The organism is Cupriavidus sp. GW822-FHT02D05 (genome assembly GCF_058802485.1).
Map to the genome: position 1 here is coordinate 252,063 of NZ_JBXAOE010000002.1, position 26,499 is coordinate 278,561.

Annotated in this window: 26 protein-coding genes and 3 tRNA genes; 15 read left to right on the forward strand and 14 right to left on the reverse strand. The window is 65.1% G+C overall.

Annotated features, from left to right (window positions below; translation table 11 throughout):
- Positions 1-243 precede the first annotated feature (243 nt).
- Positions 244-957: a histidine utilization transcriptional repressor HutC gene (gene hutC, locus AC1RQK_RS03530; protein WP_174422728.1), complete on the forward strand. Its 714-nt coding sequence runs from the start codon at positions 244-246 to the stop codon at positions 955-957.
- Here the strand turns inward: hutC and AC1RQK_RS03535 are convergent.
- Complete coding sequence (locus AC1RQK_RS03535) at positions 954-1,844, reverse strand: LysR family transcriptional regulator (protein WP_492807696.1); 891 nt, start codon at positions 1,842-1,844, stop codon at positions 954-956. The genes hutC and AC1RQK_RS03535 overlap by 4 nt on opposite strands.
- A gap of 137 nt (positions 1,845-1,981) precedes the next feature.
- On the opposite strand from AC1RQK_RS03535, the gene AC1RQK_RS03540 reads away from it, so the two are divergent.
- The 6 genes from AC1RQK_RS03540 to AC1RQK_RS03565 all read left to right on the forward strand — a co-directional run bounded on the left by AC1RQK_RS03540 (position 1,982) and on the right by AC1RQK_RS03565 (position 7,247).
- A complete protein-coding gene (locus AC1RQK_RS03540) occupies positions 1,982-3,394 on the forward strand; it encodes an MFS transporter (RefSeq protein WP_492807697.1) in 1,413 nt (470 codons plus the stop codon).
- A gap of 45 nt (positions 3,395-3,439) precedes the next feature.
- Complete coding sequence (locus tag AC1RQK_RS03545; RefSeq protein WP_492376224.1) at positions 3,440-3,835, forward strand: hypothetical protein; 396 nt, start codon at positions 3,440-3,442, stop codon at positions 3,833-3,835.
- Positions 3,836-3,960: 125 nt separating this feature from the next.
- Positions 3,961-4,758, forward strand: coding sequence for an exodeoxyribonuclease III (gene xth / locus AC1RQK_RS03550; RefSeq protein WP_492376223.1), 798 nt, complete (start codon positions 3,961-3,963; stop codon positions 4,756-4,758).
- Between the two features lie 97 nt (positions 4,759-4,855).
- Positions 4,856-5,305: a homoprotocatechuate degradation operon regulator HpaR gene (gene hpaR, locus AC1RQK_RS03555; RefSeq protein WP_492376222.1), complete on the forward strand. Its 450-nt coding sequence runs from the start codon at positions 4,856-4,858 to the stop codon at positions 5,303-5,305.
- Positions 5,302-7,116 carry a SulP family inorganic anion transporter gene (locus AC1RQK_RS03560; RefSeq protein WP_492807698.1) on the forward strand — a complete coding sequence of 605 codons (1,815 nt, stop codon included), beginning with the start codon at positions 5,302-5,304 and terminating at the stop codon, positions 7,114-7,116. Before hpaR ends, AC1RQK_RS03560 begins: the two co-directional genes overlap by 4 nt.
- Positions 7,113-7,247: a hypothetical protein gene (locus tag AC1RQK_RS03565; RefSeq protein ID WP_492807700.1), complete on the forward strand. Its 135-nt coding sequence runs from the start codon at positions 7,113-7,115 to the stop codon at positions 7,245-7,247. The genes AC1RQK_RS03560 and AC1RQK_RS03565 overlap by 4 nt, the downstream gene beginning before the upstream one ends.
- 41 nt (positions 7,248-7,288) lie before the next feature.
- Here AC1RQK_RS03565 and AC1RQK_RS03570 read toward each other — a convergent pair whose 3' ends face one another.
- A complete protein-coding gene (locus tag AC1RQK_RS03570) occupies positions 7,289-7,552 on the reverse strand; it encodes a DUF1488 family protein (RefSeq protein ID WP_006159541.1) in 264 nt (87 codons plus the stop codon).
- 287 nt (positions 7,553-7,839) lie between these two features.
- On the opposite strand from AC1RQK_RS03570, the gene AC1RQK_RS03575 reads away from it, so the two are divergent.
- Positions 7,840-7,915, forward strand: a tRNA-Lys gene (locus tag AC1RQK_RS03575).
- 255 nt (positions 7,916-8,170) lie between these two features.
- Here AC1RQK_RS03575 and AC1RQK_RS03580 read toward each other — a convergent pair.
- Together AC1RQK_RS03580 and AC1RQK_RS03585 are read right to left on the reverse strand one after the other, a co-directional pair.
- Positions 8,171-9,556: an 8-oxoguanine deaminase gene (locus tag AC1RQK_RS03580; RefSeq protein WP_492807702.1), complete on the reverse strand. Its 1,386-nt coding sequence runs from the start codon at positions 9,554-9,556 to the stop codon at positions 8,171-8,173.
- A gap of 143 nt (positions 9,557-9,699) precedes the next feature.
- Positions 9,700-10,608, reverse strand: a complete 909-nt coding sequence (locus tag AC1RQK_RS03585; protein WP_492376219.1) for a LysR substrate-binding domain-containing protein — start codon at positions 10,606-10,608, stop codon at positions 9,700-9,702.
- 211 nt (positions 10,609-10,819) lie between these two features.
- Between AC1RQK_RS03585 and AC1RQK_RS03590 the strand changes: the two genes are divergently transcribed.
- The 4 genes from AC1RQK_RS03590 (at position 10,820) to AC1RQK_RS03605 (ending at position 14,201) form a co-directional block, all read left to right on the forward strand.
- Entirely contained in the window at positions 10,820-12,094 is a 1,275-nt protein-coding gene (locus AC1RQK_RS03590; protein ID WP_492807704.1) for a DUF2252 family protein, read from the forward strand.
- A gap of 63 nt (positions 12,095-12,157) precedes the next feature.
- Positions 12,158-12,233: transfer RNA gene (locus AC1RQK_RS03595), tRNA-Lys, on the forward strand.
- A gap of 335 nt (positions 12,234-12,568) precedes the next feature.
- Positions 12,569-13,543: a Bug family tripartite tricarboxylate transporter substrate binding protein gene (locus tag AC1RQK_RS03600; protein WP_174422736.1), complete on the forward strand. Its 975-nt coding sequence runs from the start codon at positions 12,569-12,571 to the stop codon at positions 13,541-13,543.
- Between the two features lie 310 nt (positions 13,544-13,853).
- Positions 13,854-14,201, forward strand: coding sequence for a hypothetical protein (locus AC1RQK_RS03605; protein WP_492374717.1), 348 nt, complete (start codon positions 13,854-13,856; stop codon positions 14,199-14,201).
- A gap of 391 nt (positions 14,202-14,592) precedes the next feature.
- Here the strand turns inward: AC1RQK_RS03605 and scpC are convergent, their stop codons facing one another.
- A complete protein-coding gene (gene scpC, locus AC1RQK_RS03610; protein WP_492374718.1) occupies positions 14,593-16,107 on the reverse strand; it encodes a succinyl-CoA:acetate CoA-transferase ScpC in 1,515 nt (504 codons plus the stop codon).
- Positions 16,108-16,476: 369 nt separating this feature from the next.
- Here scpC and AC1RQK_RS03615 point away from each other — a divergent pair, with 369 nt between their 5' ends.
- Together AC1RQK_RS03615 and AC1RQK_RS03620 are read left to right on the forward strand one after the other, a co-directional pair.
- Positions 16,477-21,357, forward strand: coding sequence for an NAD-glutamate dehydrogenase (locus AC1RQK_RS03615; protein ID WP_492807706.1), 4,881 nt, complete (start codon positions 16,477-16,479; stop codon positions 21,355-21,357).
- 63 nt (positions 21,358-21,420) lie between these two features.
- Complete coding sequence (locus AC1RQK_RS03620) at positions 21,421-22,011, forward strand: DUF2939 domain-containing protein (RefSeq protein WP_492807708.1); 591 nt, start codon at positions 21,421-21,423, stop codon at positions 22,009-22,011.
- Positions 22,012-22,080: 69 nt separating this feature from the next.
- On the opposite strand, the gene AC1RQK_RS03625 is transcribed toward AC1RQK_RS03620, so the two are convergent.
- The 6 genes from AC1RQK_RS03625 to AC1RQK_RS03650 all read right to left on the reverse strand — a co-directional run bounded on the left by AC1RQK_RS03625 (position 22,081) and on the right by AC1RQK_RS03650 (position 24,343).
- Complete coding sequence (locus AC1RQK_RS03625; RefSeq protein WP_441630569.1) at positions 22,081-22,335, reverse strand: hypothetical protein; 255 nt, start codon at positions 22,333-22,335, stop codon at positions 22,081-22,083.
- Between the two features lie 207 nt (positions 22,336-22,542).
- Positions 22,543-22,911, reverse strand: a complete 369-nt coding sequence (locus AC1RQK_RS03630; RefSeq protein WP_492374721.1) for a hypothetical protein — start codon at positions 22,909-22,911, stop codon at positions 22,543-22,545.
- Between the two features lie 107 nt (positions 22,912-23,018).
- A complete protein-coding gene (locus tag AC1RQK_RS03635) occupies positions 23,019-23,270 on the reverse strand; it encodes a hypothetical protein (RefSeq protein WP_150983934.1) in 252 nt (83 codons plus the stop codon).
- A gap of 75 nt (positions 23,271-23,345) precedes the next feature.
- Entirely contained in the window at positions 23,346-23,588 is a 243-nt protein-coding gene (locus tag AC1RQK_RS03640; RefSeq protein WP_492807709.1) for a hypothetical protein, read from the reverse strand.
- Positions 23,589-23,608: 20 nt separating this feature from the next.
- On the reverse strand, positions 23,609-23,899 hold the full coding sequence (locus AC1RQK_RS03645; RefSeq protein ID WP_492374723.1) for a hypothetical protein: 291 nt from the start codon (positions 23,897-23,899) through the stop codon (positions 23,609-23,611).
- 189 nt (positions 23,900-24,088) lie between these two features.
- Positions 24,089-24,343 (reverse strand): hypothetical protein, encoded by a 255-nt coding sequence (locus tag AC1RQK_RS03650; RefSeq protein WP_492374724.1) that lies wholly within the window; start codon positions 24,341-24,343, stop codon positions 24,089-24,091.
- A 411-nt stretch (positions 24,344-24,754) separates the two neighbouring features.
- Between AC1RQK_RS03650 and AC1RQK_RS03655 the strand changes: the two genes are divergently transcribed.
- Entirely contained in the window at positions 24,755-25,174 is a 420-nt protein-coding gene (locus AC1RQK_RS03655) for a hypothetical protein (RefSeq protein WP_492807711.1), read from the forward strand.
- 163 nt (positions 25,175-25,337) lie between these two features.
- On the opposite strand, the gene AC1RQK_RS03660 is transcribed toward AC1RQK_RS03655, so the two are convergent.
- From AC1RQK_RS03660 to AC1RQK_RS03670, 3 genes are all read right to left on the reverse strand, one after another.
- A tRNA-Pro gene (locus AC1RQK_RS03660) sits at positions 25,338-25,414 on the reverse strand.
- A 56-nt stretch (positions 25,415-25,470) separates the two neighbouring features.
- On the reverse strand, positions 25,471-25,902 hold the full coding sequence (locus AC1RQK_RS03665; RefSeq protein WP_492374726.1) for a MerR family transcriptional regulator: 432 nt from the start codon (positions 25,900-25,902) through the stop codon (positions 25,471-25,473).
- Positions 25,903-26,026: 124 nt separating this feature from the next.
- The gene (locus tag AC1RQK_RS03670; protein ID WP_267606194.1) at positions 26,027-26,443 is read right to left on the reverse strand and encodes an integration host factor subunit alpha; all 417 of its coding nucleotides are present in this window, start codon (positions 26,441-26,443) and stop codon (positions 26,027-26,029) included.
- Positions 26,444-26,499 lie beyond the last annotated feature (56 nt).

The following is a 26,499-nucleotide window of genomic DNA, read 5'->3' on the forward strand; positions in this document are numbered from 1 at the left end:
TTGTCTCCGGTCGCCCTCTCGCCTGCCCGCCCGCGATTCCAGCATCCTGGAATCATCGATTGCGGCACATATTCTTGTATATACAAGATAAGACAACAAATCAGCGAGCCGGGATTACCCTGATCGGAGCCACACCCGAAGCCAAAACCCGCCCCCTTTTTTCTGGCGGATGCCGACCTTGAAACGAAAAATCGCTACCAATGGAAATTGGCTAGACAAGCGCGGTCAAGTAAACTGCGTGCCATGACCTACCTGCCACCCGCCGCCGCCTACGCACACATCAAGAACTACCTGAAGGACGGACTCAGCGCCGGACGCTGGCCGCCTGGCACGCTGATGCCGTCGGAATCCGAGCTGGTCACCCAGTTCCGCGTCAGCCGCATGACCGCCAACCGGGCGGTGCGGGAACTGCAGGCCGAAGGCCTGGTGGAGCGTGTGCAGGGCGTCGGCACGTTCGCCACCCAGCCCTATCGTGCGTCGTCCACGCTGACCATCCGCGACCTGCACGACGAGATCACGGAGCGGGGCCACCGCCACCGCTCCGACGTGCACATGGCGCGCGCCGAAGTCGTCACCGAGGCATTGGCGCCGCGCATCGGGTTGCCCGTCGGCAGCGAGGTCTTCCACACCTTGATCGTGCATAGCGAGAACGGCGTGCCGCTGCTGTGCGAGGACCGCTACGTCAACCCCGCCCGCGCGCCTGACTATCTCGACGTGGACTTCACCAAGACCACGCCTACCAATTACCTGCTGACTGTGGCACCGCTATGGGAAGCGCAATACTCCATCGAGGCGCAGTTGCCCACCGAGCAGGAGGCCGAGCTGCTGGGCGTCAAGCCGAGCGAGCCCTGCCTGATCGTGATCCGCCGCACCGAAAGCCAGGGCTCGCCGATCACGCTGGCACGGCTGGTGCATCCGGGGTCGCGCTATACCATCGAGGGCTCGTTCAAGCCCTAGGCACGGCCGGGCCGCAATGCGCGCAGATGGTCGATAAACCCGCGGACCTTGGCGCTGACGTGCCGCGTATCCGGATAGACCGCAAAGACCTCGGCCCTTGGCAAGACATGGTCCGGCATCAGGACCTGAAGCCGTCCGCCCTTGAGATGGTCGTCAAGCAGCCACTCGGGCAGCGCTGCGACGCCACAGCCGGCCAGCACAAACGCTAGCAAGGCCGAGGCCGTATCCGCGTGGGCCACGTTGCGGACCCGGATCGTGTGCGGCTTGCCGTGTGGGTCAGCCAGGGTCCATTGCCCGCCCTGCCCCGCGCGATTGGCAAGCCACGGCAGCGCCGCCATCGCCTGCAGCGAATCGGGCGCGCCGGTTGCACTCAGCAGCGCCGGGCTTGCCACGATCACCAGGTTGAAATGCCCGATCGGCTTAGCGCGGTGCCGCGAGTCCTCCAGCGGCCCCACCCGGATGGCTACGTCCAGCCGCTCTGCGATCAGGTCCGCGTGGGTCGAGCTGGCCTGGTAGCTCACCCGCAGATCGGGATGCAGGCGGGCAAACCCGGCCAGCGCGGGAGCGACGACGAGGTTGCCGTAATCCACCGATGCCGTGACGCGCAAGCTGCCCGAGAAGGACGCATGACCAGACCGGACCTGCTCCACGGCCGATTCAGCCTGCCGCAGCAAGACCGAGCAGTCGCGATAGAACCGCTCGCCCGCCTCCGTCAGTGCCAGGCGCCGCGTGCTGCGCGTGAGCAATGCCACCGATAGATCTTGCTCCAGCTGCTTCACGTTGAAGCTGACCACGGCCTTGGTGGTGCCCAGCGTGCCGGCTGCCGCCGTGAACGAGCCACACTCCACCACGGCCACGAACATGGCCAGACGGTTCAGATTGATCACGTTCTCAGCGCTCCATTGTCAAAAATCAGAGAACAGTATATCGGCCACTAGGCTGTTTTCTTATTCCTCCATGGTTTCTAGAATGCCGTCTTCCAGCCTGCACCTGCATGGCGCTTGCCGCCATTGCTCGACTTTCCATGCCCTACAAATCACGCGTTGCGTCGGTCTACCTCCTCGGCTTATTTATCGACCTGGTCAATATGTTCATGGCATCGGTCGCGTTCCCCGATATCGGCCAGTCACTGCAGGCGTCCGTGGGGACCGTTGCATGGGTGGCCAGTGCCTACACGCTGGGGCTGACGCTGGTCATTCCGGCAAGCACCTGGCTGGCCGGCCGCTACGGAGACAAAGCGATCTTCGTGGCATCGCTGGGGATTTTTTCCGCAGCCGCGGCCGGCGCCGGATTCGCCGGCAGCATTGAGGCGCTGATCGCCTGGCGCCTGCTGCAAGGCCTGGGGGGTGGGCTTTTGATTCCCGTCGGGCAAGCCATGACCTATCGTCTCTACTCGCAGGACGAGCGCGCGCAACTGTCAGTGATCGTGATGGCCTGCGCGCTGCTCGCGCCGGCGCTGTCGCCACTGATGGGCGGCTACGTCGTGGACAGCCTGGGATGGCGCTGGGTATTCTGGCTCAACATCCCGCTGGCCTTGGTTGCGCTCGTGCTTGCCGTGCTTTGGCTGCGCTCCGGCGAAACCACCCGGGGACACAGGCCGGACGTTGCCGGCATCGGGCTGGTCAGCCTGGCGCTTGCGCTGCTGCTGATCGGCTTGTCCCGGTTCGAGCACACCGGGCAGACCCGCGTGGGCGCCGCCCTTGTCACAAGCGGCGTCGCCGCGGGCTTGCTGCTTTTGCGGCATGTACGCCGGCGGGAGCATCCAGTCCTGGATTTCCGCGTTCTGCGGGATCCGCTGCTTCGGGCAGCCATGGTCGTCTACCTGTTCGTGCCCGGCGTGTTTACCGGCGTCAGCCTGCTCAATATGTTCTTCCTGCGCAGCGTGCTAGGCCTGAAGGCCGTCAGCGCGGGGGCGCTGATGATTCCCTACGCCCTGGCCGCCGCTGCGGGCATGACGCTGGCCGGGCGCCTCTTCAACCGGCTGGGGCCCCGCGCCCTGCTGCTGCCGGCCATGACGGTGCACGCGACCGGCATCGCCATGCTGGCGACCGTGAGCGAACCTGGCGAATGGCCGGGCATGGTGGCCGCCTTCTTGCTGATGGGAGCCGGCGGCGGCATCTGCTCGAGCGTTGCGCAAACCCTGGCGCTGCTGAATGTGTCCCCAGCGGGAATGGGCCCCGTCAGCGCAATATGGAATCTGAATCGTCAGTTGTCGTTTTGCGCTGGCGTCGCCATGGCCAGTCTTTTACTGGGCCAGTGGCTGGCCCGGCAAGGCATGGCCGACCTTGCCCTCGCGCGCGACACCACGATCGTGACGCAGGTGTTCCATGGGTGTTTTCTCGTCGCCGGCTTATGCACCCTCGTGCCGCTGCTTGTCGTCTGGCGTCTGGACGACCGGCATGATCGCCAGCCGGCAGCATCGACAACGCTTCCCTAACTCCGGGGCAACCCGCCCTGCCAACTCCTGAAGGAAACACCATCCATGCCTGACATCGCCGCGCTTTGCCTGCGTGAAATCGCCGACACCCATGTGCTGATCGAGCAATGGCTGTCGAACCCCGCTTGCCCGGAAGCCGTACTGGAAACGCTGCTGCAACGGTTTGGTCCGGACTTCAGCATGATCTCGCCAACCGGTGCGCGCATGGAGGCAGGCGGCTTTCCCGCGCTGTTCGCACGACTGCGCGGCGCCCGGCCCGGGCTGCAAATCAGGATCGATGAGTTGACGCTCGTGCATGAGGACGCGCGCTCGGCCACGGTCAGCTACCGGGAGACGCAGGCCTGGAACGCGGGCGCTTCCGAGCGGCGTGCCTCGGCGCTGTTCGTGACTGGGAACGATGCGCTTGTCACTTGGCGACACTTGCATGAGACCTGGGCCTGAGGACACCTGCCTCCCGACGTGCCTGTGGCCGCAGCGGTCGTTCATAATGTGCAGGCAAACCAGGGTGACACCGGGACGAATTCCAATGTCGCCCAGGCAACCGTCAATCAACAAGCCATTTGAACATGAGAATCGCAACCTGGAACGTCAACTCGCTGAAGGTCCGGCTACCGCAGGTACTGGACTGGTTGAGCGAGCAGGAAAAGGCCGATACGCCGATCGATGCCCTGTGCCTGCAGGAGCTGAAGATGCCGGACGACAAGTACCCGCTGGCCGAACTGGAAAGCGCGGGCTTCCACAGCGTGTTCACCGGCCAGAAGACATACAACGGCGTGGCGATCCTGGCGCGCAATGCCACCATGGCGACGCCCACCGACGTGGTGCGAAATATCCCTGGCTTCGACGACCCCCAGCAGCGCGTGGTGGCGGCGACCTATGGCGACGTGCGCCTGGTATGCGCGTACTTCCCCAACGGGCAGGCGCCGGACTCCGACAAGTTCACCTACAAGCTGGGCTGGCTGCAGGCGATCACCGCGTGGCTGCAGGAGGAAATGGTGAAGTACCCGAAGCTCGCGCTGCTGGGCGACTTCAATATCGCACCCGAAGACCGGGATGTGCACGATCCCAAGAAGTGGGAGGGGCAGAACCTGGTGTCGCCGCCGGAGCGCGATGCGTTCCGGGCGCTGGAGGCACTTGGGCTGACCGACGCATTCCGCATGTTCGAGCAGCCGGAGAAGAGCTTCTCCTGGTGGGACTACCGCATGTTTGCGTTTCGCCGCAACGCCGGCCTGCGCATCGACCACATCCTGCTGTCGCCGGCCCTGCGCGAGGCGTGCGGCGCCTGCGTGATCGATCGCGTGCCGCGCACCTGGGAGCAGCCCTCGGACCACACGCCGGTGGTGGCCACGCTCGACCTGGGCTGAGGCGTTGCGCCAGGGCGCCGGCCACCAAGCCGGCGGTCGGCATATCCGGGTAGCCACCGGCTCGCGTCCGGGCGTCTGCACGGCTACACTTGCGGGCATGAAACCGGCTACCTTCCGCCACCGCAACCTCCCCCACCTGCTGCTGCAAGCCCGCGAAACGCTGATGGCGGGCTTCCGGCCCATCCTGCGCCAGCACGGCATGACCGAGCAGCAATGGCGCGTGGTGCGCACCCTCAACGAGCAAGGCGAGATGGAGCCTAACCAGCTCGCCGATGCCTGCCTGATCCTGAGCCCGAGCCTTACCCGCATGCTGTCGAGCATGGAGGAAGCGGGCCTGATCCTGCGCTCGCGCTCCACCACGGACCAGCGCCGCCAGCTGATCTCGCTGACCGACAAATGCCGTGCCCTGATCGCCGAGATGGAGCCGCTGATCGACCGCCGCTATGAGGAGCTCGAGCAGATGATCGGCGCGGAGCGGCTGGGCAAGGTCTATGGCGCGATCGACGAATTGCTGGTGAGCCTCAGCGAACGAGACCCGCAAGCATGACCGCTCCGGTTGCGCAGGGCACAACCGGCCGGATGCTCGGGCGCCTGTTGCCGGCATGGCGTCACCGCGTGAGCCGCGCCTCCTTGCGTGCGGACCTGGTCGCGGGCCTGCTTGGCGCGGTGCTGGTGCTGCCGCAGGGCGTGGCCTTTGCCACGCTAGCCGGCCTGCCGCCGCAATACGGCATCTACGCGGCCGTGATTCCCTGCATCGTGGCGGCCTTGTTCGGCTCCAGCTGGCATGTGATGTCCGGCCCGACCAACGCCAATTCGCTGGCGCTGTTCGCCATGCTGAGCCCGGTGGCATTTGCCGGCAGTCCCGAGTACATCAATCTGGCGCTCGCCGTCACCATCATGGTTGGCTTGCTGCAGCTTGCCGTGGGCACCTTGCGCCTTGGCACGCTGGCCAACTTCATCTCGCCCTCGGTGCTGCTTGGCTTCACCTGCGGCGCGGCAATGCTGATCGGCCTCTATGCGCTCAAGGACTTGTTCGGGCTGGCCGTGCCGACGGGTACGAGCGCCTTCGGTGTGGTGCGCTTTTTGCTGGACAATGCCGACGGCATCAACTGGAGCGCGTTCACGGTAGCGGCGATCACGCTGGCGGTGACCATCGCGGTGAAGCGCGTCTCGCGCCGCCTGCCCTTCATGCTGATCGGCCTGCTGGCGGGCTACGGCGTCGCCCTGCTGCTCAACGCGCCGGGCTGGAGCGCAGGCGCGCACCACGTCAATGTGGTCGGGCCGATCCCGTCGGCCATCCCGCCCTTCCACCTGCCGAATATTTCCTGGCAGGCGATCCCCGACCTGCTTGGCATCGCCGCCGCGCTGACCATCGTGGCACTCGGCCAGTCGATCTCGATCGCCAAGGCGGTGGCGCTGCGCTCGGGCCAGCATATCGATGCCAACCGCGAATTCATCGGGCAGGGCCTGTCGAACATCGCAGGTGGCTTGTTCTCCGCCTATATCTCCTGTGGCTCGCTGAACCGCTCCATGCCTAACTACGAGGCCGGCGCGCAGACGCCGCTGGCCAGCATTTTTTCGGCCTTGCTGCTGGTGGTGCTGGTCACGGCCAGCGCCTCGCTGCTGGCGCAGATCCCGCTGGCCTCCATCGCCGCGATGTTGCTGCTGGTGGCCTGGGGCCTGTTCGATTTCGGCCGGCTGCGCCGCATCGCCAGCCTGAGCCGCACGGAATTCGCCATCGCCATCAGCACCTTTGTCGCCACGCTGGCCATCCGCCTGGAGATGGCGGTCTTGCTCGGCACCATCCTGTCACTGGTGGCCTATCTCTATCGCACCTCGCGGCCGGCGGTGCGCAGCCTGGTGCCAGACGCCGACGACCCCGACCGGCGCTTTACGCCGCTCGACGAACTGCATCGCCCGCAACCGGAATGCCCCCAGCTCAAGCTGCTGCGCATGGAAGGCGCGATCTACTTCGGCGCGGTCCAGTACGTGACGGACCGCCTGCACGAAGCACGCAACGCCCATCCCGGCCAGATCCATCTGCTGGCCATGACCAAGAGCATGAACTTCATCGACCTGGCCGGCGCTGAGATGTGGGAAAGCGAGCTGAGCGAGCGGCGCGCCACCGGCGGCGACCTGTATTTCCATCGTCCGCGCACGCAGGTGCTGCAGACGTGGGACCAGACCGGCTTCGCGCTGAAGCTGGGCGAAGGGCACATCTTTTCCACCAAGCGGCAGGCGCTGCACACCATCATTGCGCGCCTCGATCCCGCAGGCTGTGCGCAATGCCAGGCACGCATCTTCGAAGAATGCGCTAGCCGCCCTGGCGGGCCAGGCTACCCGGCAAAACCGGCTTGAGCGCGATCAACGTGATCGGCACGATCGGTGCGATCGGGAAGCTCAGTGATGAGCGCGGGGAATTAAAAAGAGAAACGCCGGCGGGAAACCGGCGTCAGGCGGCGAGAAGCCGCAACGACTTGAAGCGGTAGCCCGGGATCGGACCGATGACCGGCCCGGACTGGGATCCGCTTCAGAGCGGCGCCACATGGGCGCGCTTGACTACCACTGGCTGGGCGGCGCCCTGCTCGATCAGCACCACCGCAGCACGCTCGATGGTTTCACGTCCGGCGCGGAATGCCTCTTCCAGCGATAACACCTGGTCGGCACTGAAGCCTTCCCACAGCGCTTCACGGGTCACCACGCAAGTGACTGGTTGGCCGTCGACAACGGCGTGAAATAGCAAGCCTTCATTGTTGATATCGTAACGCTCTTGCTCTTGGAACTTGATATCCATCGGTACAGCCCTCCATTGCAAGTGAAGAATCATCCTAACATGGGTCGGCCCGACTCGTCCGCAAAGGCCTACGCTCCGCTCACCCCAAGCAAGACTGCCGAAACCCCGGGCGAGTTCCCACGGCGTGAGTGCCTGAGTTCGGTGCAAGGAGAAGGAATAAGGCTGCCCGGGAATTGCACGTACGACGGCGAAATCGCACACGGCATTTCCAGAGCACCCTCATGCGGGAAAAATTACGCAGGGTGTTTGACAAACTCAAAAACCATGATACAATCTTTTTCTTCGTTGGGGCGTTAGCTCAGTTGGTAGAGCAGCGGACTCTTAATCCGTAGGTCGAGTGTTCGAGTCACTCACGCCCCACCAGCGAATTCTAAAAGCCGGAAGCAGCAATGCTTCCGGCTTTTTCCATTGGCTCTCCAGGTCTGTCGTCGCCCGCCCTACGTCTGCGGCGATCCATCCGTCGAAAAACACGCACAAAAAAAAGCCCGCTATCGATGGCGGGCTGGGGAAGGGTCAGGGGCGTTCAGGGAACGACCCGAGGCCTAGTGTGAATACATTACAGACATGCCGCGACCCCTCTCCAGAGGGGTCGCACGCGCGGCACATTCCATTGTTGCCTCACCCTTGCCTGGCGCGCTCGAACAGTTCACGCGCGAGCCCGCGATGCTGCGCAAGGACGCGCGGCAACTCCACCGTCTGCAACTCGCCATCGCGCACCACCACCTTGCCGTTGATCACGCTGGCGGCGACATTGCCCGGCGTGCAGAACACCAGCGCCGCCACCGGATCGTGGCCTGCACCGGCGTAGCCCACCTGCGCCATGTCGAACGACACGAAATCGGCCGACATGCCAGGCTCAAGCGCACCGATATCGTCGCGCCCCAGCACGCGCGCCCCGCCCAGCGTAGCGATCTCCAGCGCCTCGCGCGCGCTCATGGCGGCGGGCCCGTAGCCCACGCGCTGCAGCAGCATGGCCTGGCGCACCTCCCCCAGCATATGCGCGCCATCGTTCGACGCGCTGCCATCCACACCCAGCCCGACCGGCACGCCGGCATCGCGCATTGTGCGCACCGGCGCAATGCCTGACGCCAGGCGCATGTTCGAGCAAGGGCAATGGGCAACGCCCGTGCCCGTGCGGGCAAACAGCGCAATACCTTCATCATCCAGCTTGACGCAGTGGGCGTGCCACACATCGGGGCCGACCCAGCCGAGTTCTTCGGCGTACTGGGCCGGCGTGAGGCCGAACTTCTCGCGCGAGTAGGCGATGTCGTTGTCGTTCTCGGCCAGGTGGGTGTGCATCGACACGCCATAGTTGCGTGCCAGCAGTGCCGACTCGCGCATCAGGTCGCGCGAGACGGAGAACGGCGAACACGGCGCCACCACCACCCGCAGCATCGCGTGGCGCGAAGCGTCGTGGTACCGCTCGATCAGCCGCTGGCTGTCCTTCAGAATGGCGTGCTCCTCCTCCACCACCGAATCGGGCGGCAGGCCACCCTTGCTGCGGCCCACGCTCATCGATCCGCGCGCGGCATGGAACCGCATGCCCATTGCCGCCGCGGCTTCAATGGAATCGTCCAGGCGCGAGCCATTGGGATACAGGTACAGGTGATCGCTGGTGGTAGTGCAGCCGGACAGCATCAACTCAGCCATCGCGGTACGGGTCGACACGTCGATCATTTCCGGCGTCAGGTGCGACCACAACATATAGAGGTTGGTGAGCCAGGTGAACAGCTCGGCGTCCTGCGCCGCCGGCACGGCGCGGGTCAGGCTCTGGTACATGTGGTGGTGCGTGTTGACCAGCCCGGGGATCACCACCTTGCCACGCATATCGATCACCTCGGCGCCGCCCTCGTCGATCAGCCGGCGGTATGGCGGCGGCAGCTCGGTGGTGGCGCCCACCCATTCGATCGTCGGGCCTTGCGCCACCAGCGCGCCATCCGGGATCTCGCGGCGTTGCGCATCCATGGTCACCAGGATGTCGGCATTGATCAGGATGAGGGGCATGGCAGGATCTTCAGGTTGGTGGCGAAAATACCCGGCACGTCATGCGGCCAGGCCCACACAGTCTAAGACGCCGGCAGGCCTTGGCAAAGCATCGATTTCCACCGACGGTGTACGCAAAAACAGCACAACCAAGCACTGCGCCGCTAACGCACGCCAGCAAACAACACCACCAGGCCCTCGCCAATCCGCTCGGCCATCAGTTCCGCCGCAGCGCTCAGCGGATTGCGCGCGCGCGCGACCAGCCGCAGCGTCTGACACGGCAGCTGGCCGTCGCGCAGCGGCACCCAGGCCAGCGCCCCGCGCTCCCGCTCCTCCAGCACGTCGAGCGGATTCAGGAAGGCGATGCCGGCCCCAAGCATGACCAGGCGGCGCATCAGCGCGGTCGAAGTGGTCTCGGTGACCGGCGACACCGCGACCGCGGCTCGCGCGAAGGCCTCATCGAGGATGGCGCGGATCGACATCGACGGCGCGGGCAGGATCACCGGGCAGGCCAGGCACTCGCTGAGCAGCGTCGACGGCTGCGCGGCCAGCGCATGCCCGGGCGGCACCACCGCGCCGATATGCCAGTCGTTGCTGGCCAGGATGCGGAAGGCAGCGATATCGGGCAGGTCGTAGGCAAGGCCGAGATCGACATCGCCGCGCTCGACAGCGCTGACGATGTCGGCCACGGGCAGATCCAGCAGGCGCACCAGAATGCCCGGGTACTGCTGGCGAAAGGCATGCACCAGCGACGGCATCAGCGAGCCGGCGAGGCCGGCCGTGGTCGCCACGGTGACTTCGCCCTGGCGCACACCCTTCACGGCTTCGATACGGCTGCGCAGCAGTTCGTGCTCGCGCAGCGTCTGGCGCACGTGCGCCAGCACCATTTCGCCCAGCGGGGTCAGGCGCAGGCGTTTGTTGATGCGCTCGAACAAGGGCGCGCCCAGTTCCGTCTCCAGGTCCAGGATCTGCCGGTTGATTGCGCTCGGCGCCACGTGCAGATGCAGCGCGGCCTGGCGGATCGATCCGCGGCTCACCACCTCATCGAGGTAGCGCAGGACTCTGGCGTGCATGACGGGCTCCGGATTCGGGCGTTGGATTCAGCGCGGAAGCGACATTCCGCGCCTGGGAAGACGAGCGCATTGTAGCCGCTGGCAAGGCGCACGAAATCCGTGTCGCGCTGACAGTCTCTTCAGGCGACATGGAGTACGCTGGCATCAGTTGCCGGCCGATGGCGACCCGGCCCACCTCGATATCCTGCCAGCGCCCGGCGCTCCGACTTCCATGGCCACGAAGACAAGCAGCAAGAAGCCCGTCACGAAGCGCGGTGCAAAGCATGGCGGCGAACCCCGCCCGCCCGGCCCGGCAAAACGCCAGGATGCACTGATGCGGTGCCGGAACCTGAAGATGGCGCGCTCCGCCCACGCATACGTGCGCGGCAACACGCGCAAGTTCTACGAATGGCTGGAGGCCAAGCAACCGCACGCCCTGCCCGAGGGCCCGGCGATCTGGATCTGCGGCGACTGTCATGTGGGCAACCTTGGTCCGATCGCCGATATCCAGGGCCACGTCGACATCCAGATCCGCGACCTTGACCAGACCGTGATCGGCAACCCGGCGCACGACCTGATCCGCCTGGCGCTGTCGCTGGCCACCGCAGCGCGCGGCTCGGACCTGCCCGGCGTGATTACCGCGCGCATGCTGGAAAGCCTGATGGTGGGCTATGAAAGCGCTTTCGATAATCCCGAGGCCGCGGCCGGCCTGACTTCGCGCCGGCCTGCCGCGGTACGTACCGTGATGCGCCAGGCCCTGGGGCGCCAATGGAAGCATCTCGCCCACGAACGCCTGCGGGACACCGCCCCCTCCATTCCACTCGGCAAACGGTTCTGGCGGCTCGCCGCGGACGAGCGGCGCGCAATCGGCGCCCTCTTCGAGCGGCGCGAGATCGCCCACCTCGCCACGCTGCTGACCTCCCGTGACGAAGGCGCGCGCGTGGAGGTGATGGACGCCGCCTACTGGGTCAAGGGCTGCAGCTCGCTGGGACGATTGCGCTTCGCCGTATTGCTGTCCGTTGGCAGCAATGACAGCCCCGATCCCGAAATCTGCCTGATCGATATCAAAGAAGCGGTAAACGCTGCGGCGCCGGGCTACCCCAAGGTGAACATGCCACGCGGCAATGGCGAGCGGGTAGTGGAAGGCGCCCGCCATCTCTCGCCGGCACTGGGCGATCGCATTCTTTCTGCGCAGCTGCTCGACAAGGCGGTCTTCATCCGCGAGCTGCTGCCGCAGGACCTGAAACTGGAGATCGATACGCTGCCACAGGAAGAAGCCAGCCGCGTCGCGAGGTACCTGGGTGAGGTGGTCGGCAACGCCCATGCGCGCCAGATGGACCTGGCCACCCAGCGCAGCTGGCTTGGCGAGCTGGCGCGCAATCGCTCCAGGCAACTGGATGCGCCGTCCTGGCTATGGACCAGCGTGCTGGACCTGATCGCCAGCCATGAGGTGGGCTACCTCGAACACTGCCGCAAATTCGCGCTCGGACCGGAGGCACATATCTAAAATCCAAAAGCAAAACAGCTATTGCAAAGTCAAAAATCGTCCTCTATAATCTTGGACTTCGTTGGGGCGTTAGCTCAGTTGGTAGAGCAGCGGACTCTTAATCCGTAGGTCGAGTGTTCGAGTCACTCACGCCCCACCAGCGAATTCTAAAAGCCGGAAGCAGCAATGCTTCCGGCTTTTTCCATTGGCGCGCCAACCCTGCTGGGTCTCTCCGTGGGCGTGGCAACCCTGGGCCAACCTCCTCCCACACAACGGCGCATACGCGGGTTGATACCAATTCCGCCGGCTACGCTTTCACGGTTGAATTGCGCCTGGAGCATAATGCGGAACATGGTTCCGCATCACGGAACCCATCCGACATCTCCAGCGTCCCGCGGCAAGCAGGAACAAGGGCAGCAGCGCGACGCAGATCGCCGTGCCCCAACCCGCGCCCGCCCGGGCCGTCATTAGACCTAGAACCCTCGGGAGCCTCTCTTGAAAGCAGTATTGAATGTCGGCAGCGCAGCTTGCCTGGCCCTTCTTGGCCTGTGCCACAGCGCCTTTGCACAAACCTACCCGACCAAGCCGATCCGCCTGATCGTGCCGTTCGCCGCGGGCGGCACCACGGACATCGTGGGCCGCGCGGTGGCCGACGGCATCGGCCGTGAGCTTGGCCAGGTCGTGGTGGTGGAGAACCGCGGCGGCGGCGGCGGCGCGATCGGCGCCGATGCGCTGGCCAAATCCGCGCCCGATGGCTACACGCTGGGCATTGCGACGGTCAGCACCATGGCGACCAACCCCGCCACCAACGCCCGCAACCCCTACGATCCGATCAAGGACTTCGCGCCCATTACCAACCTGGTCAATGTGCCGAACGTGCTGACGATCAACCCCAAGGTGCCGGCCAAGAACCTGCAGGAGTTCATCGCGCTGGTCAAGGCCAACCCCGGCAAGTACAGCTATGCGTCGGCAGGCAAAGGCAGCATCTCCCACCTCGACGGCGAACTGTTCAAGTTCCTGACCAAGACCGACATGGTCCACATCCCCTACCGTGGATCGGGCCCCGCCCTGAACGACACGCTGGCGGGCCAGGTGAGCGGCCAGTTCGACAACCTGCCCTCATCCATGCCGCACATCCAGGCCGGCAAGCTGCGCGCCCTCGCGGTAGCGGCGCCCAAGCGCGTGGATGGCTTGCCCGACGTGCCGACCTTTGCCGAAGCCGGCATGAAGGACATGAACAACATGGCCTGGTACGGCCTGGTGGCACCCGCCGGCACGCCTGCCGCGATCATCGCCAAGGTGCATGACGCTGCCGTGAAGACCTTGCAGGACCCGAACGTGAAACGCCGCCTGGCGGAAAGCGGCGCCTACCCTGACGGCAACACGCCGCAGCAATACGCCGCGCAGATCAAGCGCGAGCTGGAAATGCGCAAGAAGATCGCGCGCGACCAGAACATTACGCTCGAGTAACCGGCGACCAGTAACGAGTAACGTCGCAACGGCCCGGCTGCCTGCAGCCGGGCCTTGCCAGGGCTCGCGCCTTCGGCAAACCCGCCCCCCTCCCTTCCATAAGCCCCTCCCCAAAAACAACGCTTGCCTTGATCTGGCGCATAGCCGGCCAGGCCAATAAGCGGTTCAATACAGTGGGAAGAAAGATTAACTTCGCAGGGTCATCCCAAGTCGGTAGAGTCACCCTGGTCTGACGACCATTTTTGCGGCCATGCCCCCTGCCCGTGGCCATTGCTCTCGCACTACCCAAGCTTTACTCACGAGGATGAAAATGCGCAACAAGACCGTACCCGCCCTGATCATCGCCGCCCTCACCGCCTTTGGCGGCGTGCAGCTGGCGCACGCCCAGAAGAACTACACCGATGGCGGCGACCTTTATGGCGGCGCCCATACCAACAAGACGGACCCGAACAAGAGCGCCGCCAAGTCCGGCAAGTTCGATCCGTACACGGATGGCGCGAAGAAATCGACCAAGTCGAACCTGAACGCTTCCGGCGCCAAGAAGAAGGCCGATCCCTATACGGACGGGGCCAAGGCTGGCAAGCCCGATCCGTACACGGACGGCGCCAAGGCCGGCAAGTTCGATCCCTATACCGACGGCGCCAAGGCCAAACAATAAGCGGAAGCGGCAGGCAGCAAGCAGCCTGTCCCGCCGGATGGTGCGCCAGCGCACCATCCGGGCCGCAGGGAACAGGCAAGATCAGCCAGCGGGATCGAACACGGCAATGCCCAACGCCCGCTTGAAACGCCATCTGAGCCAGATGGCACCGCATGTGGAAATGTGAGAAATGTCCGAGAATGGATTCGGAAGGCCGCCTACAGCGTGAACCGTAGCGCAGGCTTACCCTTTCGCGATCCCGGACCTCTCCCTTTCGGAGACCATCATGCTAGACCTGCTGATCCTAATGGCTTCCTCCCTGGTGCTGGCCGTGCTCATCTTCAAGGGATAAGGGATACCGAAAAGGGATGAAGGCCGGAAGACAACAGGGAAGGTCCAAGCGCAAGCCGCTTCAGGCTGCGGCCAGGGCCGCCTTCGTGCCGCCCATCGTGCCTTCCTCGCGCAAGCGCACGTGCCAGGCCAGCGCCTCCTCGATGAGGTGCGGGGTATGCCCGCCGCGGCGCGTGGCGCGCGTCACGTAATCACGCAGCAACTCCCGATACAACGGATCCGCGCAGTTGGCGATGATCTGCTGCGCGCGCTCGCGCGGCGCCAGGCCGCGCAGATCGGCCAGGCCATGCTCGGTCACAATGATGTCGACATCATGCTCGGTGTGATCCACGTGAGACACCATCGGCACGATGCTGGAGATGGCGCCGGCCTTTGCCATCGACTTGGTGACGAACACCGACAAATGCGCATGGCGCGCGAAGTCTCCCGACCCGCCGATGCCGTTCATCATGTGTGTGCCACCCACGTGCGTGGAGTTCACGTTGCCGTAGATATCGCACTCCAGCGCCGTGTTGATGGTGATCAGCCCGAGCCTGCGCAGCAGCTCCGGATGGTTGCTGATCTCCTGCGGGCGCAGGATCACACGCTCCTTGTACCGATCCAGGTCTGCCAGGAAGCGCGCGTAGACGGCGCTGGTCAGCGTCACCGATGACGCAGAGGCAAAGCGCAGCCGCCCGGCGTCCAGCAACTCGATCGTGCTGTCCTGCAGCACTTCCGAATACATCGTGAGATCGCGGAACGGGGAATCGATCAGGCCATGCAGCACGGCGTTGGCGATCGTGCCGATGCCGGCCTGCAGCGGCTGCAGCGAAGGTGCCAGCCGGCCTGAGCGTACTTCATGCGACAGGAAATCGTTCAGGTGCCCGGCGATCTGGCGCGTTTCCTGGTCGGGCGGCAGCGCATTGGACGGGCTATCGTCCTTTTGCGTGATCACGATGGCGGCGATCTTCGCGGGGTCCACCGGAATAAAGGGCAAGCCGATGCGCTGGTCCACCGAGACCAGCGGAATGGGCTGGCGATGTGGCCGCGCCGTCGGCAGGTAGATGTCGTGCAGGCCTTCCAGGCCGGCCGGCATACTGAGATTGATCTCGACGATCACCTTCTGCGCCAGCATCGCGAAGCTCGCGGAGTTGCCGACCGAAGTCGACGGCACGATGCCGCCGGATTCGGTGATCGCGACCGCTTCCACCACTGCCACGTCTACCGGCGCGATCTGGCGCCCGCGCAGTTGTTCCACGGTTTCGGACAGATGCTGGTCGATGAACATCACCTCGCCCGCGTTGATCTTGCGCCGCAAGGTGGCATCCACCTGGAACGGCAGGCGCCGCGCCAGCACATTGGCCTCGGCCAGCATCTTGTCGGTATCGTTGCCCAGCGAGGCGCCGGTCATCAGCGTGATGCGCAGCGGCTCGTGCGCCGCGCGCCTTGCCAGCGCCTGCGGCACCGCCTTGCAGTCGCCGGCGCGGGTGAAGCCGCTCATGCCTACGGTCATGCCGTCCCGGATCATCGCCGCCGCGGCCTCGGCCGGCATGACCTTGTCGAGCAGGCTGGCCAGCCGGATACGTTCCTTGTACATCTTATGTCTCCATGATGCCCGTCCCGGCCCGTGAGGCCGCGCCGCGCGCCGCGACAAGGCCAGGCGCCCAGTTCGGCTCGCGCTTCCTACCGGCGGGTAAGGCGCAGATAGGCAGTGTAGCCACGGCAGGCACATTCCTGCGGCGATATAAAATCATGAAAACCAGTCGTAAATCTCATACATCCCAACGCCCGCGCCAGGCCGGAGCGGGCAAAGCCAGCCCGCGCACATTGTGCGCGGTGCCGCCCTTTATGCTCTACAGTAGTTAGCACGGTCATGCTGCCAGGACGCAGGCAACACACGACGCGCGTCGCGCGGTGCCTGTGGCGGCAACGGACTGCCAAAACAGCCGTCTGGGGGAGAGACACCATGCTGGCGGAAAGCGAAGCGCGACAGGCCCAGTTGCTGGCCGACCTGATGCAGTTCGCCCAGGGCCGCCTGCCCGGCGACGTGTTCGTCCAGGCCGAGCCATTCCTGCGGCACTACTACGACCTGGCCGACGCCGAAGACCTGCTCAAGCGCAACGTGGCCGATCTCTATGGCGCGGTCATGGCGCACTGGCAGACCGCCCAGCGCTTTGTCCCGGGCAATGCGCGGCTGCGCGTCTACAACCCCAACCTCGAGCAGCACGGCTGGCACTCCGACCACTCGGTGGTGGAGATCGTCAACGACGACATGCCGTTCCTGGTGGACTCCGTCACCATGGAGATCAACCGGCTGGGGCTGGCCCTGCATTCCGCGATCCACCCGGTCTTCCGGGTCTGGCGCAACGCGGATGGCACCATCGCCAAGGTGGGCCTGGGTGGCGAGGGCGACACCACGGCGAGCGAGCCCGCCGGCGGTCCCCGGCTCGAATCCTTCATCCATTTCGAAGTGGACCGCTGCGGCGACACCGCCACGCAGGAGGCCTTGCGCAACGGCATCGCCCGCGTGCTGGGCGACGTGCGCGCCGCGGTGCAGGACTGGCCGGCGATGACCGCCATCACCCGCGCCACCATCGACACGCTGGCGCAGGGCCCGGATGGCAACCGGCCCGATACACAGGAGGCCTGCGCCTTCCTGCAGTGGATGCTGGACGAGCATTTCACCTTCCTCGGCCAGCGCGACTATGAACTGGTCACCCAGGACGACCGCTTCTTCCTGCGCGGCGTGCCCGGCTCCGGCACCGGCATCCTGAGCGAAAGCCTGCACCCGCCCGAGGAGGACACACTGACCGAGCTGCCCGCGGCGGCCACCTCGGTCATCGAAGACAGGTCGCCGATCTTCGTGACCAAAGCCAATTCGCGCTCCACCGTGCACCGGCCCGGCTACCTGGACTACGTCGGCATCAAGCTGACGGACGCCAACGGCAAGCTCTTTGGCGAGCGGCGCTTCGTGGGCCTCTACACCTCCACCACCTACATGATGTCGTGCGAGGACATCCCGCTGGTGCGGCGCAAGTTCGGCAACATCCTGGCGCGCGCGGGCTTCCTGACCAAGGGTCATCTCTACAAGTCGCTGGTGACCATCATTGAGCAATACCCGCGCGACGAACTGTTCCAGGCCGAGGAAGACGAACTGTTCCACATCACGCTGGGCATCCTGCGCCTGCAGGAACATCAGCGCATCCGCCTGTTCGTGCGACGCGACCGCTTCGACCGCTTCGTCTCCTGCCTGGTGTTCGTGCCGCGCGACAAGTACAACACGGATCTGCGCCAGCGCATCCAGAAGCTGCTGATGACCGCCTTTTGCGGCAACAGCTGCGAGTTCACGCCGCAACTCTCCGAGTCACCGCTCGCGCGCATCCAGCTGATCGTGCGCGGCGAGCCTGGCACCATGCCCGAGGTCAACCCGGACGAGCTGGAAGAGCGCATCGTGCAAGCCGCCCGCCGCTGGCAGGACGACCTTGCCGCCGCCCTGCTCGACAGCACCGGCGAGGAGCAAGGCAACCGCCTGCTGCGCCGCTACGGGGACTCCTTCCCGGCCGGCTACCGCGAGGACTACCCGGCCCGCATCGCCGTGCGCGACATCGAGCTGATGGAGGCGGCACAGGCCACCGGCGGCATCGCCATGAACCTGTACCGGCCCATCGAAGCCGCGCCCGGCGCATTCCGCTTCAAGGTCTACCGCGCCCGCGAGCCGATCGCGTTGTCGCTCAGCCTGCCGATGCTGGAGCACCTTGGCGTGCGCGTGGACGAAGAGCGTCCCTACCTGATCGAGCCCAACGGCGCGGCACCGGTGTGGGTCCATGATTTCGGACTGGAAATGGCCGATGGGGTCGCGGCCGGCATCGACCTTGGCGCCGATATAGCGCGCATCAAGGCGCTGTTCGAGGACGCCTTCGCGCGCGCCTGGAACGGTGAGATCGAGAACGACGACTTCAACCGCCTGGTGCTGCGCGCCGAGCTCGCCGCGCGCGACGTGACCATCCTGCGCGCCTATGCCCGCTACCTTCGCCAGGTCGGGTCGACCTTCAGCGATGCCTATATCGAGCGGGCGCTGACCGGCAACCCGGCTATCGCCTCGCGCTTCGTGGAACTGTTCGTCGCGCGCTTCGACCCCGCCACGGAAAGCGCCCGCGCCGCGCGCTGCGCGCGCCTGCAGCAAGCCATCGGCACGGAGCTGGACCAGGTGCCCAACCTCGACGAAGACCGCATCCTGCGCCTGTTCCTGGGCGTGATCAACGCCACGGTGCGCACCAACTATTTTCGCCACGGCCCCGACGGCGGGCCGCGCCCTTACCTGTCGTTCAAGTTCAACCCCGCGCTGGTGCCCGGCCTGCCCGAGCCGCGCCCGATGTTCGAGATCTGGGTCTACTCCCCGCGCGTGGAAGGCGTGCACCTGCGCGGCGGCCCGGTGGCGCGTGGCGGCCTGCGCTGGTCCGACCGGCGCGAGGATTTCCGCACCGAGGTGCTGGGGCTGATGAAGGCCCAGATGGTGAAGAACACGGTGATCGTGCCGGTGGGCAGCAAGGGCGGGTTCGTGGTCAAGCGCCCGCCGCCAGCGAACGACCGCGACGCCTTCCTGCAGGAAGGCATTGCCTGCTACCAGACCTTCCTGCGCGGCCTGCTCGATGTCACCGACAACCGCGTCGCCGGCACCTTGGTGCCGCCGCCGGAAGTGGTGCGTGAAGATGGCGACGACCCCTATCTGGTGGTCGCCGCCGACAAGGGCACGGCCAGCTTCTCCGACTACGCAAACGCGATCTCCGCGGAGTACGGCTTCTGGCTCAGCGACGCGTTTGCCTCGGGCGGCTCGGTCGGCTATGACCACAAGAAGATGGCCATCACGGCGCGCGGCGCCTGGGAATCGGTCAAGCGCCATTTCCGCGAGATGGGCGTCGACATCCAATCCGCGGACTTCACCGTCGCCGGCATCGGCGACATGTCGGGCGACGTGTTCGGCAACGGCATGCTGCTGTCGCCCCATATCAAGCTGGTGGCCGCGTTCGACCATCGCCATATCTTCCTCGACCCCAACCCCGACCCCGCCGCCAGCTTGCGCGAGCGCCAGCGCATGTTCGAGTTGCCGCGCTCGAGCTGGGCGGACTACGACATGAGCCTGGTCTCCGCCGGCGGCGGGCTGTTTCCGCGCTCCGCCAAGACCATCGCGATCACGCCGGAGGTGCAGGCGAGCCTTGGCATCAGCGCGAGCGTGCTCTCGCCCGCCGAACTGGTCCACGCGATCCTGTTGGCGCCGGTCGACCTGCTCTATAACGGCGGCATCGGCACCTATGTCAAATCCAGCCGCGAGAGCCATCTGCAAGTGGGCGATCGCGCCAACGACGCGGTGCGCGTCAACGGCGCCGAGCTGCGCTGCAAGGTGGTGGGCGAAGGCGGCAACCTTGGCTTCACGCAGCTTGGCCGCATCGAGTTCGCACTCAATGGCGGGCGCATCAACACCGATGCGATCGACAACTCTGCCGGCGTCGATTGCTCCGACCATGAGGTCAATATCAAGATCCTCCTGGGGCTGGTGGTGGCGGACGGCGAGATGACCGAGAAGCAACGCAACAAGCTGCTCGCGGAAATGACTGACGAAGTCGGCTTGCTGGTGCTCGAGGACAACTACTACCAAAGCCAGGCGCTGTCGGTTGCCGGGCGCAACGCCGCCGCGCTGCTTGATGCGGAGGGCCGGCTGATCCGGTGGCTGGAGCGCGCCGGCCGCCTCAAGCGCGCGCTGGAATTCCTCCCGAGCGAGGATGAACTGGGTGAGCGCAAGGCCGCCGGGCTGGGCCTCACCTCGCCCGAACGGGCGGTGCTGCTGGCCTACAGCAAGATGTGGCTGTACGACGAGTTGCTCACGTCGGCGCTGCCAGAGGACCCACTGGTGGCCGGCCTCCTGCCCGCCTATTTCCCGCAGCCGCTGCGTGAGCGGCACGCCGACACCATGCTGCGCCATCCGCTGCGCCGGGAGATCCTGGCCACGCACCTCACCAACACGCTGGTCAACCGCATCGGCGCCACCTTTGTCCACCGCATGCAGGAAGAAACCGATGCGCGGCCCGCGGACATCGTACGCGCCTGCCTGATTGCGCGCGACGTATTCGGCCTTGACCCGCTCTGGCTGCGCATCGACGCGCTGGACAACCAGGTCGACGATGACGTGCAGGCGCGCATGTTCGTCGCCGTGGGACGCCTGCTGGACCACGCCAGCCTGTGGTTCCTGCGGCATCCGCACGCGGGCGGCCCCACCGATGGCGACAGTGCGCGCTACGCCGAAGCCGCGGCCTGGCTCACACCGCAGCTACCCGCACTGCTGGCCGGGCCAGAGGCCACCGCGCTGGCGCAATGGCGGCAAGACCTGACTCAGTCCGGCGTGGACGATGAACTGGCCCTGCGCGTGGCTGCGGGAGAAATCTCCGCGGCGGCACTGGATATCGCCGAGGTGGCGGCGGCCACGCAGCGCAGCCTGGCGCTGGTGGCAGGTGTCTATTTCGCGCTCGATACGGAGTTCAGTTTTGGCTGGCTGCGCGAACGCGCCCTGGCTTTGCCAGCCGACAGCCATTGGGACCTGCTGGCGCGCACCACGACACTCGAAGACCTCGGCCGCCTCAAGCGCGCGCTCACGGTCAGCGTGCTGGCGCAGCCACAGGCACTGGATACGCCGGCACAACTGATCGAGGCATGGCGCGGCGGGCGCCAGGCGCAGATCGAGCGTTTCTCGCGCATGCTGGCGGATCAGCGTGCATCGGGTGCGGCCGGCTTGTCGATGCTGTCGGTGGCGGTGCGGGAAATCGGCTTGCTGGAACGCAGCCAGCAAGCCGGGTAGACGCAGGCACGGCCGATTGGCGACAATGGGGGCCTTAGCCAGCGCGCTTGCACCGGACCCCCGATGAACAAACCCGTCAAAGCCGCGATTGCTGCGGCGATCGTCGTCGCTGCCACCAGCTACGCCAGCCCCTACTGGACGCTCTACCAGATGCGCGCTGCCATCGAAATGCGCGATGCCGACAAGTTCTCCCGCTATGTCGACTATCCGGCCCTGCGGGAAAGCCTGAAGGCGCAGCTGACGTTGTCCCTGCAGCAAAAGCTCGGCACGCCCGCCTTGCAGAACATGCCCTTTGCCGGCATCGGGCAGGCAATCGGCCTGGCGGTCATCAACACCATGATCGACACCATGGTGTCGCCCGCCGGCGTCATGGCGCTCATGGCCGGCGAGAAGCCCGCCACGGCGCCGCAGCCAGCACCCCGCGTGCGCCCTGCCCCCGCACCTGCGGAAAACAAGGGCGAACCGGCCGGGCCCGCCAAGGAGGAAGCCGCCAAGGACGCGCTCAAGTACAGTTTGTCCTATCGCGCGCTGAACACCGTGGAAGCCTCGGCCACCAAGGACAATGGCGACCGCATTCTCATTGGCCTGACGCGCCAAGGCATATGGACGTGGAAATGGAGCAGCGTCGTGCTGCCGGAGCTTTCCAAGCCTTAGGCCATATTTGGCCTAAGGCCTCTTTTGGACCTTAGGCCCCTTTTGGACCTTAGGCTTTGATGCCAGGATTCACCGGCCCCATTTCGCCTCGAGCAGCACCGCCGCCTTGATGGCGTCGATGGTCTCCTCTTCGGTCTTGAAATCGCCCAGCAGCCGCTTGGACTTGCCGCTGAGCACTGCCGCCTGGAGCGCCTTGCCGGATGCCTCCGACGTGCCCGGACTCCAGCAATAGCGCGCCGTCCATGAGCCATCCTGCAAACGCTCGGCCACCCAGATGACGCGAAAATCCTCGAACACTACCCCGAAAGGCTCGTCTTCGTTCATTGCAACCTCCACAACACGCGATCGCTCCCCTCGAACACCACGGCAGTGCGCGCGCGTGCCGTGTCAGCATCATCGCCCGGTCGGGATCGGCGTCGGGCCGGGTGATACGTCGCCGTCGGTGCGGCGATCTGGTTGATCGCGAGATGCTAGCACGCAGCCTCGCCGCCGTGTCCGCCATGGCGCACTACTGCTCCGATCGTGGGGTATCTAGTCGACAGGGATCTCGTGGCTGCCGTGCGCCAGCAGGCTCCCTGGGCTGTCGCCGAGCATGCGCGGCCTGCGCGGCTGCAACTCCAGGCCCAGGCGGATGAGCAGCTCGAACGCATCCGCCAGCAGATGCTGCTGGCGCGGCAACAAGCTGGCATAGGGCATGTCGTAGATGGACTGGTGCGAGCCACGCGCACCTTTGAGGCCGCGATCGCGGGCCATGTCGGACAGCAGCGCGGCAAAGCCGCTCAGGTCCTCGGCGGCCAGGGCGGTGTTTAGCACCGCGGCCAGCACATGGGGCGATGACGAACCCCACCCCATGGCATCGGCATTTGCGGCGCATTCTTCGGAAGCATCGAATGAGTTCATACCCGGATTAACGACAGCGATCCCGCGCCATGTAGGCTGGCCGGAGAAACTTCTGCCCGAGCCAATGCATGGCCAGGACGGCCTGCCAGGCCACCAGGATCAATCAGTCAGCCCGCGGCATAGGCAACATGGTCGACCGTCGCATCGATCAGCCGGCAAGCGCGCGCCTGCGCCCGGTCAGCGACTTCCATGAGTTCGCCCTGCTCATGCCCCACCCACGACTGTAGCGGCGACGGATTGCGCACCGCGCCTTTGGCCTCCTGGACGATCGAGGCACTCACCAGGCATCCGCGCTCATGCTGCTGTACCGAGATCAAAATCACGTAGCCTCGGTAATGCTGTGTTCTGGATTCATTCATTGCGTCTCCCTTTGCCGGCCATCGTAGCATGCCGCAGCGCAGCGTCCGGCCAGCCGGGGCAAGGGGCTGCCGGGCCTAGGTCCGGTCCTGCGGGCGATCCTGTGGGCGGCGCCCCATGCGCCAGACATTGGGCGGCTCGCCGTGGGCGGCATTCTGGAACATCCAGGCGCCGCAGACCGTGCAGCGCCAGGGCCGGTCCACCCAGCGCGAGTTGATGTCCATGCCAAGTGCGGCCGCACCCGATGCGGCCAGGTTCTCATGCGGCTCCACCGTGGTCGGCGCACCAACGAGAAGATGGCAGAGATCGCAAGCGTGCATGCCTTACTCCAACAAAACGCTCACTCCAGCGAGGGCGGAGTGCCAAAGGGATCAGCGCTCTGCTGGCCCGGCACCTCGGTCAGGTCGAACTCGTCACGCGCCTTGTCCACCACGGCCCGGATACTCCTTTCATAACCCGCGGCATTGCCGAAGGCCTTCATATCCCAGTTGCGCCCGCGCGCATCGCGCGCATGCGCTTGCGGTGCCGGCACCCGGATCTTCGCGCCGTCCTCCACAATGTCATCAATACGCTGGATGCGCCGGCTCACCTCGTCTTGCAAGGCCCTGGCAGCACGTTCGCGCTTGGCCATCCCCTACTCCTATCCTATGCGTTCCACGCGGTAAACGGCATCCGGCCAAACCAGTGCCCCCGGGACCCTGCGCATCGCAAACGTCTGCCTGAAAAGACATGCACACCGCACGGTCGATGGTTTGATTGTAGAGTCCGCCGCCCCTTCACGACAAACCAGATTGACCTGATTGATCGGAAAAAGGCTTCGCTAACCCACCACGTCATTGGTCACCGCGACCGCAACGGGCGGGTGCACCTCACCGAACACGGACAAGCGAATGGGCATGCCTGCCAGTATGTTGGCAATGTCCTGCTCCGTGGGCTGCCAGAAAGAGTGCATCACGCCATGCGCCGCATCGAGGTGCACCGGCAGCCCCGAGAATTCCCCGTCCCTGGCTGCATCCCAGTCAAGGGGCTCGCCGACCACGAGGTTGGTGTGCTTGGTTTTCACGGGTGGCATCATGGCGCTCTCCACTGTGGAGCGAGCTCCGTGCTGTAAGGAGCTGCTCAGCCCCCGCTGGGATCGCCAGCGGCAGCCATCATCCAATGGTGAAACATCTTGCCGGCAAGAGCATCGGACAGATGCATTAGTCCGCTTAGCGCTACCCGCGTGCCACCACTAGCGCGGCAAGGCAGGCGAGGATGATCAGTCCAGATATCCGGAAGTAGAGATGCTTCGCCCAGCTCCGCGTGTAGCCAATGTAATTGACTACGGCGTCAGCAACCTGTGCTCCTAGAAAAGCTAGAAACCCACCCATTCTCACTCGCCGGATAGTCTGGACGCCGCTACGTTAGCACGGGCCACGGACGGCCTAGCCGGACGCCAACAGCCCAGCTATACTGTATATCCATACAGTGTTTTCTGAGTGAAGCTATGTTCACCTGCGATCCTGGCGTCATCTATCTCTACACCCGCAACACCGGCAACACCCACGGCGCGGCCATCGCGTGCCAGACCCTGACCGTGGACGACCCACTGCTCACGGCGGATACCTGGAACCCGGAAGCCGAGGCCGCCGCGCAGGCCGCCGGTGCAACGCTCTATCTGATGGGCATCGACACCGCCGCACTCAAGGCCCTGCCCCGTCCTATCGACAGCCTGGTGATCGAGCACGATGGGGCACGGCTGCGCTTCGCACTAGCGGAAGGCATCGACTTTCTCGATGCGAGATCGTTACGCGTGCGCACACGGGGCGAGCGCCACTATGCCACTCGCGAAGAGCCGGCCGATCCGTATTGGGCCACGTGGGGCAAGGCAGCTTCATCGGCCTGGCGTGACTCGCCGGCGATTTAGGGAAGGGGTGACTGCGCGACAGCGGAGGCTGCGTCGATTCGAAGAGATTAAGGCGAATTCGATGATGCTTGTTGCCGCGTGTTTTTGTCGGGCTAAATGTTGGCGTTTTGAACAGGCAACAAAAAACCCGCACAACAAATGCTGTGCGGGTTTTTCTTAATACTGGTCGGGGCGAGAGGATTTGAACCTCCGACCACCTGCACCCCATGCAGGTACGCTACCAGGCTGCGCTACGCCCCGAAAGAAAAAGATTATATCAGAAGCTTTTTAAAAATGGCTAGTCATTAGTGCACTTTTTATTCGTGCTTCGCGATCTGTTGAAGCTGCGCGAGCAGGTGCTGCACTTCTACCAGTTCGTTGCGCAGGTTGTTGAGGTCGAGCGAGAAAACCGGCGCTTCACCGGCGGCTTCTGCTGCCAGCGCTTGTTCGTCCTCGGTGGCGGCATGGCTGTGCTGCCGCCCTTCGTCGAGGCGATTGCGAGCACCGTTGATCGTGAAGCCCTGCTCATACAGCAGGTCGCGGATGCGCCGGATCAGCAGGACTTCATGATGCTGGTAGTAGCGCCGGTTGCCGCGTCGCTTGACGGGCTTGAGCTGCGTGAACTCCTGCTCCCAGTAGCGCAGCACATGCGGCTTGACGGCGCAAAGCTCGCTGACTTCCCCAATGGTGAAGTAGCGTTTGGCGGGAATCGGCGGCAACAAGATGCGTTCGCTGGATCTTTCCGACATACGGTGAATGGGCGGGCTTCAGGCCGTGCCGGGAGAGGTTGTGGTGCTCGCGCGGGCTAGCGCGCAAACAAGCGTGATACACGGATTCAGCAGGATAACGAGTCGTCACGCTGCTGGCAAACCATCAGCCGGGCACTGCTACCAGGCCGGCACGCTCTTCCACCAGGCCCTTGAGCTTCTGGCTGGCATGGAACGTCACCACGCGTCGTGCCGTGATAGGAATGATTTCGCCCGTCTTGGGATTGCGGCCGGGACGTTGCGGCTTGTCGCGCAGCTGGAAATTGCCGAAGCCGGAGAGCTTGACGCTGTCGCCCTGTTCCAGCGCTTCGCGAATCACGTCGAAGAAAGCTTCGACCATGTCCTTGGACTCGCGCTTGTTGAGACCAACCTGGTCGAACAGCATTTCAGCGAGCTCGGCCTTCGTGAGGGTCGGCACCTCAGCGGCGCGAGCGTCGGACGTATCGTCGTCGAGCGAGGCTGCCTGGCGGTCGCCTGCTTCACCCATTGCAGAGGCCATGAGATACGCGTGTCGATCGTTCATTGTCATTCGGTGTGGCGATCCGCCCGGATGCGGAAGTCCGGGCGCTCCATTGTCAT